Below are 14,247 nucleotides of genomic sequence, written 5' to 3'. Positions count from 1 at the left end.
CCTACTCTCTGTGTACGTTGTATAATGACCATTGGCCAGTAGGATCAATTTCAATGCCTTTCACCGATTCATCAACTGCAGATGTCACTACACCTTGATTCATAACGATAATAGGAGCATCTTTTACTAATAATTCATTTGCTTCTTTTAGTTTTTCTTTTCGTGTATTTTGGTCAATCGTTTGACGAGATTCATTAACTAACTGATCAAATTGTTTATTACTATATGAAATTCGATTTGATGATCCAACATTGTCAGAGTGGAAGTTTGGATACAATAACTCACTACCATCAGCTGTACTATTTGCCCATCCTAAGAATGTTACATCGTATTGACCTTTCGTTGCTGCATCTAAGAAAGTTCCCCATTCCATTGTTTCAAGCTTAACCTTCAAGCCAATTTCCGTCATTTGAGATTGAGCAATTTCAGCCATTTTCATGTACATATCTCGATTTGGTACTAGCATCTTTACTTCTTTTCCTTCAAATCCATTATCTTTAATCAGTTTTTTAGCTTTTTCTACATCATAAGAATAACCAACTTTTTCTTCAGATTGATCATATCCGAAAACTTTTGGACCAATAACACTATTACCTTCAATACCTAATCCGTTTAACTGATTAATATACGCTTTACGATCTAATCCATAAGCAACAGCTTGACGGAATGCTAAGTTGTTCATTGGAGCTTTTTTCATATTAAATCCTAAATAATAAACAGGTGTTCCTTCTGCTTTTGTAACCTTTACATTTTTAATTGATTCTAGACGCTTAATTTGTTCAGCTGGAAGAGCATCAATAAATTGTACTTTTCCTGTTTGTAACATTGAAATAGCTGTTGAAACTTCAGGTACTACTTTAAACGTAACTTTTTTCAGTTTAGGTGCACCATTCCAATAGTCTTTGTTTGCCTCAAGTACAATCTGGTCACCAGGTGTCCAGCTAACAAACTTAAACGGCCCAGTTCCAACAGGTGTTTTCATTAAATCACTATTTTTATCTGCTTCAGGGCTTACGATTGATGCAGCAGTATGAGCAAGTGCAGCTAAAAGTGGCCCATATGGATATTTCGTTTTAATTTCTACTTTGTAATCATCAATTACATTAACTGATTGAATTGGTTCTAATAATGAAGCACGTGGAGCAGCAGTTTTTGGATCACGAAATTTATCAAACGTGTATTTTACTGCTTCTGCGTTAAAATCTGTTCCGTCTTGAAATTTAATTCCTTTTTTTAATGTAATATCCCATGTTTTATTATCAGGATTAGTATAAGATTCTGCTAATAAAGGTTCGATTTCCATTGTTTTAGGATTTCTTTTAAATAAAGTTTCATAAACCTGCATAATGACATTAGCTGATACAGAATCATTTGTTAAGATTGGTGATAGTCCTACTACATCTGATGTTGAAGCATATGTAAGTTCTTGCGAAACATTAGCGCTATTTGATCCAGAAGTTTTACTAGAGCATCCAGCAAGAAGAAAAATTGCACTAATTACGATAAACATCCATTTTTTCATAAACCCATCTCCTCAATCATTAATATTCATATTTGGATCTAAAGCATCCCTTAACCCATCACCTACAACATTAAAAGAGAACACAATCAGCATAATTGCGATTCCTGGTACGATTGTCATATGTGGGGAAGAAAACATATAATCTTGCCCCCCGGAAATCATTGATCCCCATTCAGCTGTTGGAGGTTGTGCTCCAAGACCTAAATAACTTAGTGAAGCTGTTGATAAAATAGCAGTAGCCATCCTCATTGTCGCAAAAACAATGATTGGCGCCATACAGTTTGGTAAAATATGCTTCACCATAATACGTAAATTACTTGCACCTAACGTCTTCATTGCTTGTATGTATTCTTGCTTTTTAATCGATAAAACTGAACCACGAACGATTCTTGCACATGAAGGAATTGACCATATACTAATCGCTACTGCTACATTCACTAAACTTGTCCCAAGAATTGCGATAATTAGCATAGCTAGTAGAATACCTGGAAAAGCAAATAATAAATCTACTAATCTCATAAGTAAGCCATCTAGTTTTGAAAAATAGCCGGCTAGCATACCTATTGTAATACCACCAATTAAACCGAGAACCACAGCACTAAATCCAACAACTAGTGATACTCGAGATCCAAACACAATTCGGCTCCACATATCTCGACCATAATTATCAGTACCTAACCAATGTCCTCTTGAGAATAATGGCAGCTCTGTTGATGCTAAATTTTGTTTTATCGGATCGTGAATCGTAATAAATGGTGCAAAAACGGCCATTAAAATTTGTAAAATAATAATGATTAATCCAAAAACGGCTAATTTATTTTTGATTAATCTTTTAAACGTTTGAACAATAAATTTTTCTTTCTTTTTAATCGTAGCTTGCTTAGTACTTATGTTATTAATAACAACTTCTGTAGACAAAATTGTTCCTCCCTTCTAGCCGATTAATCGTAGCTAATTCTCGGATCGATAAATACGTATAAAATATCAACAAGTAAGTTCACGATTACAAACATAGATGCCACAAGTAATACTGCTCCTTGTACCATTGGAAAATCTCTAGCAGCAATAGCATCAATCATTAGTCTGCCAACACCATTTATCGCAAATACTTGTTCTGTAATAATTGTTCCTCCAAGAAGAAATCCGAAGTTTAAACCAATAACAGTTATAACTGGAATCATCGAGTTTTTTAGGGCATGAATCCAAACAATTGATTTTTCTTTTACACCTTTCGCTCTTGCAGTTCGTATGTAATCTGCTCGAATTACCTCTAACATAGATGAACGACTCATTCTTGCAATCATTGCCGCCGAGGCTGTTCCCAACGCAATGGCCGGTAAAATGATTTGCTTAAATCCTTCTACTGTCCAAATTGGTGAATCGAGTCCCCCAACAGGCAGAATTTGTAAGTTAACTCCAAAAATAAGAATAAGGATGGCCCCTAGCCAAAAATTAGGTACTGAAATACCTGCAAGGGCTATTATTGTACTTGTTACATCCATCCACGAGTTTTGCTTAAGTGCAGAAACAATCCCTGTTATAACACCGATTACTACTGCAACAACCATACTCGCGATTGCTAAACTTAAAGTATTAGGAAAACGGATTGAAATTGCCTCTGCAACCGACTGTTTCGTTTGAAAGGAATATCCTAAATCCCCATGGAATACACCTGATAAATAATGCCAATATTGGACAAAAAACGAGTCATTCAGTCCCAAACTTTCTCGAATGGCATTTAAATCAGCCTTTGTTGCTGTAGGTCCGCCAATGATTGCAGCTGGGTCACCAGGTGCTAAATGCATAGAAGCAAAGACTAAAAAGGAGATACCTAGCAATAATAAAAACAATTGAAACAACCTTCTTAATATGAGTGACGCCATCTTTCCACCTACTCCATTTGTAAGTATATTAACTAAAATCACATACGTTTGTTAACTTTATTCACCGTATAACCTAACAATGTAAATTTTAATTATTTTCGATTATACCCCCGGTAGACAGAATATTCTATATTTTTATTAATTTTTACAAAAAATAGTAAAAAAAGACGAGGGATTACCAATCCCTCGCCATGACAACTATAATTTTAAGCCATTTCTACTCTTAAATCTTCGTAATAAAATATGACTTTCTACCCTTGTTATTCCTTCTAAAGCATATAATTCATTATTTATAAATTGTTCTAATCTGACAAAATCATCAACTAATACATGCATATGTAAAGTGCTTGGACCTGTCATTTGATAACAACTCGCAACAACAGGATTATCTGCAAGTGTTTCGGCTACGACTACTAAATAAGCTGGTTCACAATCTACTTCAAAGAATGCAGATACGCCTTTGCCTACTTTTTCTGAATTAATAACTACTGAGAACCTCTCAATAACCCCGTTTTTTATTAATTGATTCACACGTTCACGGATTGAAACCCTTGATAAATTAAGTTCTTTTCCAATATCGGCGTATGACATCCGACCATTTTTAGTGAGCATCTCTAGAATTTTTTTATCGATGTCAGTTAGTTTCATTTATTCACCACTTTTCTATCAAATGAAAACGCTTTCTTAGTTTTTGTTTTATTTGCAATAGCGAATGTTAAGCGCTCATGATGTAAAAATATTAGATTAACCTCGTTAAAATTTTAACGATAAGTTCCTTACAATGTAAAGGGATTCTCTACTATTTCCTTCATTATTACCATATTCCATTACTAATTTTACAATAAAAGATTGACCTAAAGATACTGGATTTTTATTTCACTAATAGTAAAAAAGGATTGAAATCTTTTTTTATTAGACTTCAATCCTTTTTTTGTTTTATCTTTTTAAGCTTCGATTTCGCTTAATTGGTTTTTCTTTGATAGTTTAACACGAACTGCAAATGTTACATTTGTTAAGATAATGAATAATACTGCGAATCCACATAAATAATAGACTTGATTCCATACAAACCCTTTGCTAACAGAACTAGAGATTAATTCTCTGAATCCTTTTATAGCATACGTCATAGGTAAATACGGATGAATCTTTTGGAAAAATGTTGGTGTTAATGAAATTGGGAAAGTACCCGAAGTTCCACCAATTTGTAATAACATCATGACAAATACTAAATATTGTCCTATATTTCCTAATGTAACAGTTAAAAATTGTATTAATGAATAGAAGGTCAAGCTAGTGATAATTGTAAACACTACAAACAACCACACGTTTTTCACATCAAGGCCCATACCATAAATTAAAACCATATCTGCCACGATCGATTGCATGATCCCCACGAAAATAAGAACACTATATTTACTAAAGAACCAAGCTAAACCAGTAGTCAGAGCAATAGAGTTCTTTCTCATTGGATAAACTGAAGTGAACATTAACCCACCTGCAAATAGTCCAATAGATAATATATAAGGTGTTAATCCAACACCATATTCTTTTACATTATTTAATTTATGAGAAACTAGCTCTGTTGGCTCTGCAAAGAATTTATCAGTTTCATCACTTGTTTTAACTTTATTGACTTCATCTCCACCATCTTTCAGGGATTTATGAAGTTCAGTTGTTCCTTTTGTTAGATCTGTTGCTCCTTTTAATAAGTCTCCAGACCCACTATATAACTTATTCGTTCCATCAGATAGTTGTTTAGAACCATCAGTTAATTGATTGATCCCTTGGACTAATTGGTCCCCACCTGTATTTAATTTACCTAGGCCAAATGAAAGTAACGAACTTCCTTCACTTAATTCCTTTGTACCATTGTATAAATCATTACTTCCTTGAGCTAATTGACTTGCTCCATTAGATGCTTCTTTCAATTTACTATTAAATAAACTTAAATTTGTATTTAATTCTTTTTGTCCAGCAACTAGATTATTTGAACCTTCATATAATTGAGCTTGTGCTGCAGCAATTTGATCAACACCAGTTTTAATTTGATGACTTCCTTTTGAAAGTTGATCTAAGCTATTTGAGATTGCTTGTAATTTTTGTAAATCTTCTTTACTTAATGAACCATCTTGCAATCCCTTAACAATTGATTTAAGAGCATCATTAGTAGCACCAAGATTCTCATTAAATCCTGCTTCATTTTTTTGCAATTGGGTTGCACCAGCATAAGATTGTTTTATTCCTGCATTTAATTGGTTACTTCCAACTTCTAGCTTAGAAGACCCAGCTTCGATTTTATTACCACCTTCAGCTAGTTGCGATAGTCCATTATTTAAATCACTAGAACCAGCTTTTAATGTACCAGTTCCTTCTAGAAGAGCGTTTAAACCAGTATTTAATTTATTTGCACCATCTTTTGATTGTTTAATACCATCTGATAATTGTGTCGCTCCACTTTTCAGTTTTGTACTTCCATTTTCAAATGTGATCATGCTGTCATTTAATTTTTTTAAATTTTTATTTAAAACATCTGTTCCATCTGTTATTTTTGCTGCGCCATCATTGATTTTACCTGCACCATCAGATGCTTTTGTCATGCCATCTCCAATATCCTTGAAATTATCGAAAACTGTTTTAGCATATTGTTCTGTAATTTCTTTTGAGATAGTAGCATTTACTTCTTTGATCGCATTTGTACCAATTTGTGCACCTACATAGTTTTTACCCGCATTCGTGTAATAATTTAATTTCATTTTCTGCGGTTTTTCGTCTAATAACGTAGCTGCATTTTTAGAGAAATTAGAAGGTAATTCGATGACTAAATAATATTTTTCATTATTTAAACCTTCCATCGCCTGTTTTTTACTTGTAATTTTCCATTTGAATGACTTATTATCTTTCAAACCTTCTACAAAATCTTTCCCTACATTAAGCTTTTTATCATTAAACTCAGTACCCTTGTCATTATTAACAATTGCAACAGATAGTTTTTCTGTTTTATTATAAGGATTCCAATAAGCAGATAAGAAAATTAATGAGTAAAGCATTGGCACTAGACCAATCGCAATGATTGTTGCAATTGTCATAGGTTTCTTTAAAATATTTTTCCATTCTTGTTTAAACACATTCTCACTCCCCTTTTAGACCAATTGACCAAATTTGTATTACGGTCAATTTATTACATTTAAATAGTTTAATACTTCCTTCTATAAAAAAAATAAAAGGTAATACTAAACCATTCTCTCGTTAAACTCATTTTCATGTTTATTCAGGACTTTTATTTCCTATTAATCCAAATAAAATTAATTGCACCATTTTATTAATAGCGTCATCTGTAATATGCAGTGGATCTTTATCCAGAACACTCTTTTGTAGATTAAGAATCGATATAATCGTCGTAATCATACTTAAACTTAGAATAGGAATTTCTAAATGGAAATTTGTTTCTTTTGCAAGCATTCTCGATTCTATTTCTTCTTCAATTGGTGTTTTTCGATAGATCTGTTGGAAGAAAATTTCTGATAACTCAGGGTGTCGTAAAGTTTCACTGATCAAGATCTCAATTTGATTTCGATTTTTTTCCACCCATTTAATCCTTTTCTCAACATATAACCTAAGCAATTCCTCAATTGAAAGTTTACTAAAGTCCTCTTCTATCCAAACGTCTTGAATATCAGGTTTTACACAAGTAATCAATACATCCAGTTTGCTTTTAAAATACTTATAAATCGTCGCTTCGGAAATTTTACTTTCCTTTGCAATTTGATTAATTGTCGTACCATCATAACCATTTTTTGCAAAAAGTTGGATAGACTTCTCTAAGATATGATGTTTTGTTCTTTCTCCCTTATTCACTTTTTACCTCCTTAAAAAGTCGTTGTTAAAAAGGCATTAAATCTTAGTATTTATCGCGCTACAAAAAAGTTAGTGTTTATTCACTTTTCTAGTATATTAACCGAAATGAATTTCGTCAACAAAAAAGTAAGTGAACACTTACTTTTTTAATCTTTTTTTAATATTAACTTTTTTTAATCAACAAAAACTAAAAAATTGTTGCCTTTGTTAACAGAATAATTTATTATTACATTTTGTAGTCGAAATTATCGAATAATTTCGCGAATATTCTTACAAAGGAGAGGGATTCATGACGGAATTGGTTACATTACTCAACGACTATCTATGGGCTAAATTACTTGTTATTTTATTAGTAGCAATCGGCCTATTTTTAACGGTTTATTTAGGATTTATTCAGTTTAAATTCTTTCCTGAAATGATTCGATTATTATTAGTTGATGGCCGAAACAGAGACAAAAGCAAAAAAACTGTTTCATCATTACAAGCATTTATGATCGGAATGGCTGCTCGTATAGGTACGGGGAATATTGCCGGTGTTGCAACAGCAGTGGCATTAGGTGGACCTGGTGCAGTTTTTTGGATGTGGTTAATGGCTTTAATTGGTTCAGCTTCAGCATTTGTAGAAAGTACATTAGCTCAGCTATATAAAGTGAGAGATGGTTCTTCATGGCGTGGCGGACCTGCTTATTATATGGAAAAAGCTTTAGGTAATCGAAAGCTTGGAGTTATTTTTAGTATTTTAATTACTTTATCTTTTGGTCTTATTTTTAACGCAGTACAAGCAAACACGATTGCTGCTTCTATCAATAATGAATTTGGTGTAAATACAAAAACAACTGCGATTGTACTAGCTATTATTACAGCACTAATTATTTTTGGTGGCGTACATCGAGTTGCAAAATTCTCAACTGTTTTAGTACCAATTAAAGCTGGGGTTTATATTATTTTAGCTTTATGGGTTATGATTTCAAATTTCGATATTTTACCAAATGTTTTTGGTGCAATTTTCTCTGAAGGTATTTTTACGTTTAAACAAATGTTTGGCGGTGTAATGGGTGCTGCAGTACTTCACGGAATTCGTCGTGGATTATTCTCTAACGAAGCTGGTATGGGTTCTGCTCCAAATGCAGCTGCAACGGCTGACGTAACTCACCCAGTAAAACAAGGTTTTATTCAAGCATTAGGTGTAATTGTTGATACATTTATCATCTGTTCGTCTACAGCAATGATCGTATTAGTTTCAGGCGTTTATAAAACATCTGAGCTATCTGGTATTCCTTTAACACAGGAATCTTTACGTGTAAGTATTGGAGACTTCGCTGCAACATTCGTTGCTATTTCAGTTTTCTTATTTGCATTAAGTACAATTATGGGTAACTATTACTACGGTGAATCAAATATTAGCTTCATGAAGCATTCGAAAAAATCAATTTATGTATACCGTTTTTCTGTGATTGGAATGGTTTTATTCGGAGCATTATATAGCGCTGAATTAATTTGGTCTTTAGCAGATATCTTCATGGGATTAATGGTACTAGTTAATCTTTACGCTATTACGCGTTTAGCAAAAATTGTAAAAGCTTTATTAAAAGATTATGTTTCTCAAAAGAAACAAGGATTGGATCCAGTTTTCTCTGCTGATAAAATCGATAACTTACCGGGTCGTGATCAGTTAGAGGCATGGGTTGACGATAAAGAAGCTAATAAACAAATTGGATAAAACTAATCTGCTACCCTTCATTCTAAGATGAGGGGTATCTATTTTTTTCATAGTAAGGACACAAAAAGTTTTATTCACTTTATTTCCATATTTTTCTCACATAGCGCAATGATTAATCTACTCAATAATTATTTTACAACAATAAAAAACCGTCTGAAGTATCCAGACGGTCTTTACACTTCATTATCTTAAATTAGAAAGCAGTCCAACCTGCATCTCCAGTAATATCAGTTCCATTCACAAAGCTTGATTCATCGGAAGCAAGAAATAGAGCAATGGCTGCAATTTCTTCTGGTTTACCCACACGTAGATTTACTCCTAAACCTACTTGAATACGTTCCATACCAAAATGGTTAATATTTGTCATGGAAGAACCGATATTTGTTTCGACTCTACCTGGGGCAATCGCATTGCAACGTATACCATTAGTTGTGACATGAAACCAGTATTTTTAGTAAAACCAACATCTGCATGCTTAGAAGCTGTATAAGCCGCTCCTGCTCTAGCTCCTTGAAGTCCTCCTGCGGAAGCTACATTAACAATAACCCCACTTTGTTTCACTAAGAAAATCGGTAAGACTTTTCGAGTTGCGCGCATTACACTCGTAGTATTGACAGCAAAAATTCTTTCCCATTTCTCATCTTCAATGTCGCCAGCAGGTTCAAAATTATCAATGATTCCTGCATTATTAACTAGAATATCCACTGTACCAAAAGCATTTACGGCAGTATCAATTAAGTTTTGAACATCATATTCGTGAGCAATATTTGCCATTACGGCGATGGCATCCCCGCATTTGATCTTATTTCTTCTACTGTAACATTTGCTGTTTCTAAATTAATATCTGACACGACTACTTTTGCACCTTCGTTTGCATATAGGACAGCAATGGCTTTCCCCATTCCTGAACCAGCTCCAGTTACTATTGCTACTTTTGTTTGAAGTCTTATATCAATTCCTCCAATTAGTTCTGCTTTGTACTTAGGCTTTTACTGTTACCTTTTTTAGATGGTTTGTCACCTGATCCGAAACTACTTGTTTGCCTTTCTTTATAAAGAAAGACAGTAGTAAGCCGATGATACCTATTCCGACGATTACAAAATAAGCGTCGTTAATTCCTTGAATTGAAGCCTCTTTAATTAGTTGAGCTTGCGTTAAGCCTTTTGTAGCTGCTGTGGGAATTAAATCCTGCAGATGAGTTTTAGTACGGTCTGTCATAACTGTAACAAGCAGTGACGTACCAACAGCTCCGGCAACTTGACGTATTGTATTTGTTATTGCTGTTCCATGTGCATTTAATTCTTTTGGCAATTGATTTAATCCAGCTGTCTGAATCGGCATCATCATTAAAGCCATACCGATTCGGCGTCCCGTAGACATCAAAACTAGATAAGTGTAGCTAGTTGAGTCAGTTAAGTTTGTAAAACCAAGGGTTGTAGCAATCGTAATGATCATTCCAATAATCGCTAACCATTTTGCACCAATACGATCGAATAGCTTTCCAGTAACTGGCATCAAAAAGCCCATTACCAAGGCACCTGGTAGTAGAAGAAGTCCAGACTCTACTGGTGTGTAGCCACGAACATTCTGTAGATAAAGTGGTAGTAGCATCATATCAGCATACATAACCATCGTTACTGCGATATTAATAACTGTCGTTAATGTGAACACATTAAACTTGAATGCATGTAGGTCAAGTAAAGGATTTTGCGAGATTATTTGTCTCCATGCGAATAGCACTAATGCAACAACCCCAGCAGTAATCGTGCTAATTACTTCTGAATCTGACCACCCTAATGTCCCAGCACGGCTGAAACCATAAAGTAATGCTCCAAATCCAATAGTAGATAAAGTAACACTAAGAGTATCAAATTTTGTTACGATTCGATCTGATACGTTACGTAAATAAATGAACCCTAGTACGATAACAATAATTGCAAATGGAATCATTCCATAAAACATCGTTTCCCATTTGTAATTTTCCATAACGTAGCCTGCAAGTGTAGGGCCAATTGCTGGGGCGAAGATAATCGCAAGCCCAACCATCCCCATTGCTCCTCCTCGTTTTTCTGGAGGAAATAGTGTCAAAATAACGTTTGTAAGCAATGGCATAATAATCCCTGCACCTGCTGCCTGAATTAAGCGTCCCGTTAACAGTACAGGAAAATCGGTCGCAATAGCCGAAACAATTGTTCCCGCTAAAAAGATAATCATTGAAGCTTGGAAAAGTTCACGCGTAGTGAAACGTAACATTAAATAAGCTGTAATTGGAATTAATACACCATTTACAAGCATGTAACCTGTTGTTAACCATTGTGCTGTTGCTGCCTTGATATGAAAATCAACCATTAGCTCAGGAATGGCAACACTCATAAGCGTTTGGTTTAGTGTTGCAAGAAAGGCACCTAATATCAAAATAAACATAATAGGACCTTTTTTTATCGAATTTGTGTCTGATACAGAAATTTTACTCAATCCCCCATCAATCCTTTCTCTCTTTATCATGGACATAATTTACAATGTGTTTAATAATTAACATGATATAAATTACATTATAATTAGATATCTAATTCTTACAACCAACAATATTTCTAGAAATGTATTGTAGTTATCACTCTTTTTAGTTCTGTAGTTAAAACTAAACATAATAAACACATCTGATTAAAGTGTAAATTTCATGGAAAAGGTGATTTGATATGAAGGATAAAACAAAAGTAGATCCTAGGATCATTCGTACGCGCCAATTAATTAAAGACGCTTTTATTGATTTGCTTCAGGAGATGGACATTAACAAAATTACAGTTAACAGTATAGCTGAACGCGCAACAGTTAATCGTGTTACATTTTATCTACATTATCGTGACATACAAGATATGATGGAGAACATGGCTTTGGAAATGGGTGAGAAGCTTGGACAAATTATGAAGGATTCAAAGACCTATCATTCTATAGAAGAAACTGACTCGGTGAAGCTTTTAAACTTGCTTGAACATATAGCTGAGAATGCAAAATTTTATAAAGTAGTTCTTGCATCTACTAAAACTCCAATATTTACAGAGCAATTATTAAAAATCATTACCGAAACAATAACGAAAAGAAGAGAAGTTGATTCTTTACACATTAAGACGGATATTCAAAAGGATATTATTATCTGGTACGGGTCATCAGCTCTGATTGGTACTATTGTATCTTGGTTAAGAAATGATATGCCTTATACACCTCAGTATCTTGCTAAACAATTATCTTTACTTTTTAGAATTGGTAATCGGATGGAATAATTTGAACAAACTAAATAACCTAAAAAAGCTGTAAGCGATTTTGCTTACAGTTTTTAGTGTGGGTTTTTTAGAAAAAATCTGTAATGAACTGGAAAAATATGTAAAAAAAGTTGATTAATTAGCTCTAGTCTTAACCCCTATTCCACTTTAATTCTTATCGTATTTTTATTTTTCCTTAACATATCTTTAAGTATTACTTCACATGCTACACCAGTTTTCTAAATATACTATTCTTGTTGTTAAATGTAGAATTTTAGTATTAGGTACTATTTTTAACATCCTAGAGTGGGAGGAGGACTTAGTTATGTATGAAGGAAAAATTATTAAGTTTTATCGAGAAAAATACAAACTAACACAAGAACAACTAGGAAAAAATATTTGCTCCGTTACCCATATAAGTAAAATAGAATGTGGACAAACAAAGTACGCCCCCGAAATTATTAATTTATTATCAAAAAGATTAGGCATTGATATGGATTTAGAAATAGCCAATTTTATGAATATAAAATATCGCTTACTTCACTGGCATGATGTAATCATCATGCAGTTATTTGAAGAGATGGATCAAATATACTATGAATTTGAAATGGAAGAATTAATCCAAATCTCAGAGTATAATGATATGTATCAGTTACTAAGAGCCAAATATTTTCTTGCACATAGTAAATGCAATGAAGCATTTAAAATTATTAAAAAGCTACAAAAAAAAGAAGACAAATTAGCTTCATATGAAAGAAATTTATTGAAGCATATTTTAGGAATCTATTATTTAACAAAGCAAGAATATGGTAAAGTAATCCAAATTTTAAAATCGATCGATAATACAGTTTATAAAAACCCTGAATTTTATTACCATTTAGCATCGGCTTACCACACTTTAAATTCACCTGTGTTAGCTTATTACTATGCTGAAAAATCTCATCATTTTTTTAAACAAATCAATAACTATCTTAGAGTGATTGATGCTGAAATGTTAATGATTATCCAAGTTCAATGTGAAACTTTAGATGAAGAGATTATCAATCGCTTTAAAAATTTGATCAGAAGCTGCGAATTATGTAATGCACCTGATCGTAAGGCTAAAATTTTGCATAATTTAGCATATGAATATTACAGAGGTAAAAACTTTAAAGAAGCAAGTAAATATTATAAAGATTCTATGTCACTAAAAGATCCAGAAAGTTTACCCTATTTATTATCATTATGGGGCTATATTCGAAGCGCTTTTGAAGGCAGTTATTCTAACATAGAAGAGTTAATACAAGATGCTGAAACTGGATTGTTCATAGCGAAAAAGAATAATTATAATTTATATATCCATTTATTTAAACTTTTACTGTATTTATTAAAATCCAAAGAAAAAGAGTACTATAATTATTTAAATAATAAAGCGTTACCAATGTTTATTAAAAATGGTTTTACTTTTTTAGTTGAGCGTTCTAAGAAGGAATTATTTAATTATTATAAAAAGATGAATTTAAATGAACAGGCGATGGAGATTGCCCAATTAATCATTAATGCTTAAAACATATATATATTTAATAGTTCTTACTATTTGCAGATAGATTGCTGGTAACCACTTGGGAGCCAGCTTATTGATTTTTTCAAGTACTAAAAAAGACAAGAATACGAACTATGTATTCTTGTCTTCTTTTTTATTTTTAAAACCTATATACGCTTTATGAGGTACTAATTTTTCGTATTTTTAACCATAAAAAAACCACCAAACAATATGTATTGGTGGAGACGGTGGGAGTCGAACCCACGTCCAAGAATATCGGCACTTAAGCTTCTACGAGCGTAGTCACTGTATTAGAACTTCGCATACCATTTGGCCCAATGACAGGCTTCCTGATAACTAGTCTGATTGATCTCTTCCTTTCCCCTCAGACGGCGAGGTCCGGCGTAGCCCACTAATGAGTGAACCCCTCTAAGCTATGCACATGGGCGATACATAGGAGGAGCCTTTAGTGCAATTAAGCAGCTAAA

The 14,247-nt window shown here is 33.3% G+C and carries 10 protein-coding genes, 1 other RNA gene and 1 pseudogene; 3 read left to right on the top strand and 9 right to left on the bottom strand.

Features of this window, described 5'->3' with window-relative positions:
- Position 1 precedes the first annotated feature (1 nt).
- The 6 genes from B6K90_RS19585 to B6K90_RS19560 all read right to left on the bottom strand — a co-directional run bounded on the left by B6K90_RS19585 (position 2) and on the right by B6K90_RS19560 (position 7,260).
- Positions 2 to 1,522: a glutathione ABC transporter substrate-binding protein gene (locus B6K90_RS19585; RefSeq protein WP_088014446.1), complete on the bottom strand. Its 1,521-nt coding sequence runs from the start codon at positions 1,520 to 1,522 to the stop codon at positions 2 to 4.
- Between the two features lie 12 nt (positions 1,523 to 1,534).
- A complete protein-coding gene (locus tag B6K90_RS19580; protein ID WP_235821856.1) occupies positions 1,535 to 2,440 on the bottom strand; it encodes an ABC transporter permease in 906 nt (301 codons plus the stop codon).
- A 23-nt stretch (positions 2,441 to 2,463) separates the two neighbouring features.
- Entirely contained in the window at positions 2,464 to 3,405 is a 942-nt protein-coding gene (nikB, locus tag B6K90_RS19575; RefSeq protein ID WP_088014445.1) for a nickel ABC transporter permease, read from the bottom strand.
- Positions 3,406 to 3,603: 198 nt separating this feature from the next.
- Positions 3,604 to 4,053, bottom strand: a complete 450-nt coding sequence (locus tag B6K90_RS19570; protein WP_088014444.1) for an Lrp/AsnC family transcriptional regulator — start codon at positions 4,051 to 4,053, stop codon at positions 3,604 to 3,606.
- A 296-nt stretch (positions 4,054 to 4,349) separates the two neighbouring features.
- Positions 4,350 to 6,530, bottom strand: a complete 2,181-nt coding sequence (locus B6K90_RS19565; protein WP_088014443.1) for a YhgE/Pip domain-containing protein — start codon at positions 6,528 to 6,530, stop codon at positions 4,350 to 4,352.
- A gap of 139 nt (positions 6,531 to 6,669) precedes the next feature.
- Positions 6,670 to 7,260, bottom strand: a complete 591-nt coding sequence (locus B6K90_RS19560) for a TetR/AcrR family transcriptional regulator (protein WP_088014442.1) — start codon at positions 7,258 to 7,260, stop codon at positions 6,670 to 6,672.
- 289 nt (positions 7,261 to 7,549) lie between these two features.
- Here B6K90_RS19560 and B6K90_RS19555 point away from each other — a divergent pair, with 289 nt between their 5' ends.
- The gene (locus tag B6K90_RS19555; protein WP_088014441.1) at positions 7,550 to 8,980 is read left to right on the top strand and encodes an alanine/glycine:cation symporter family protein; all 1,431 of its coding nucleotides are present in this window, start codon (positions 7,550 to 7,552) and stop codon (positions 8,978 to 8,980) included.
- Between the two features lie 193 nt (positions 8,981 to 9,173).
- Here the strand turns inward: B6K90_RS19555 and B6K90_RS19550 are convergent.
- Positions 9,174 to 9,930, bottom strand: a pseudogene (locus tag B6K90_RS19550) (SDR family oxidoreductase).
- Between the two features lie 31 nt (positions 9,931 to 9,961).
- A complete protein-coding gene (locus B6K90_RS19545) occupies positions 9,962 to 11,404 on the bottom strand; it encodes a DHA2 family efflux MFS transporter permease subunit (protein WP_407920543.1) in 1,443 nt (480 codons plus the stop codon).
- 272 nt (positions 11,405 to 11,676) lie between these two features.
- Between B6K90_RS19545 and B6K90_RS19540 the strand changes: the two genes are divergently transcribed.
- Complete coding sequence (locus B6K90_RS19540; RefSeq protein WP_088014439.1) at positions 11,677 to 12,258, top strand: TetR/AcrR family transcriptional regulator; 582 nt, start codon at positions 11,677 to 11,679, stop codon at positions 12,256 to 12,258.
- 304 nt (positions 12,259 to 12,562) lie between these two features.
- A complete protein-coding gene (locus B6K90_RS19535; RefSeq protein WP_167555438.1) occupies positions 12,563 to 13,783 on the top strand; it encodes a helix-turn-helix domain-containing protein in 1,221 nt (406 codons plus the stop codon).
- A gap of 213 nt (positions 13,784 to 13,996) precedes the next feature.
- On the opposite strand, the gene ssrA is transcribed toward B6K90_RS19535, so the two are convergent.
- Positions 13,997 to 14,247: a transfer-messenger RNA gene (ssrA, locus tag B6K90_RS19530) on the bottom strand; the annotation flags it as partial.

It is taken from the genome of Gottfriedia acidiceleris (genome assembly GCF_002128425.1).
In the GTDB taxonomy this organism is placed as follows: Bacteria; Bacillota; Bacilli; order Bacillales; family Bacillaceae_G; genus Gottfriedia; species Gottfriedia acidiceleris.
The sequence above is the reverse complement of the archived record's forward strand: the minus strand, read 5'-3'. Positions and strand labels throughout refer to the sequence as shown.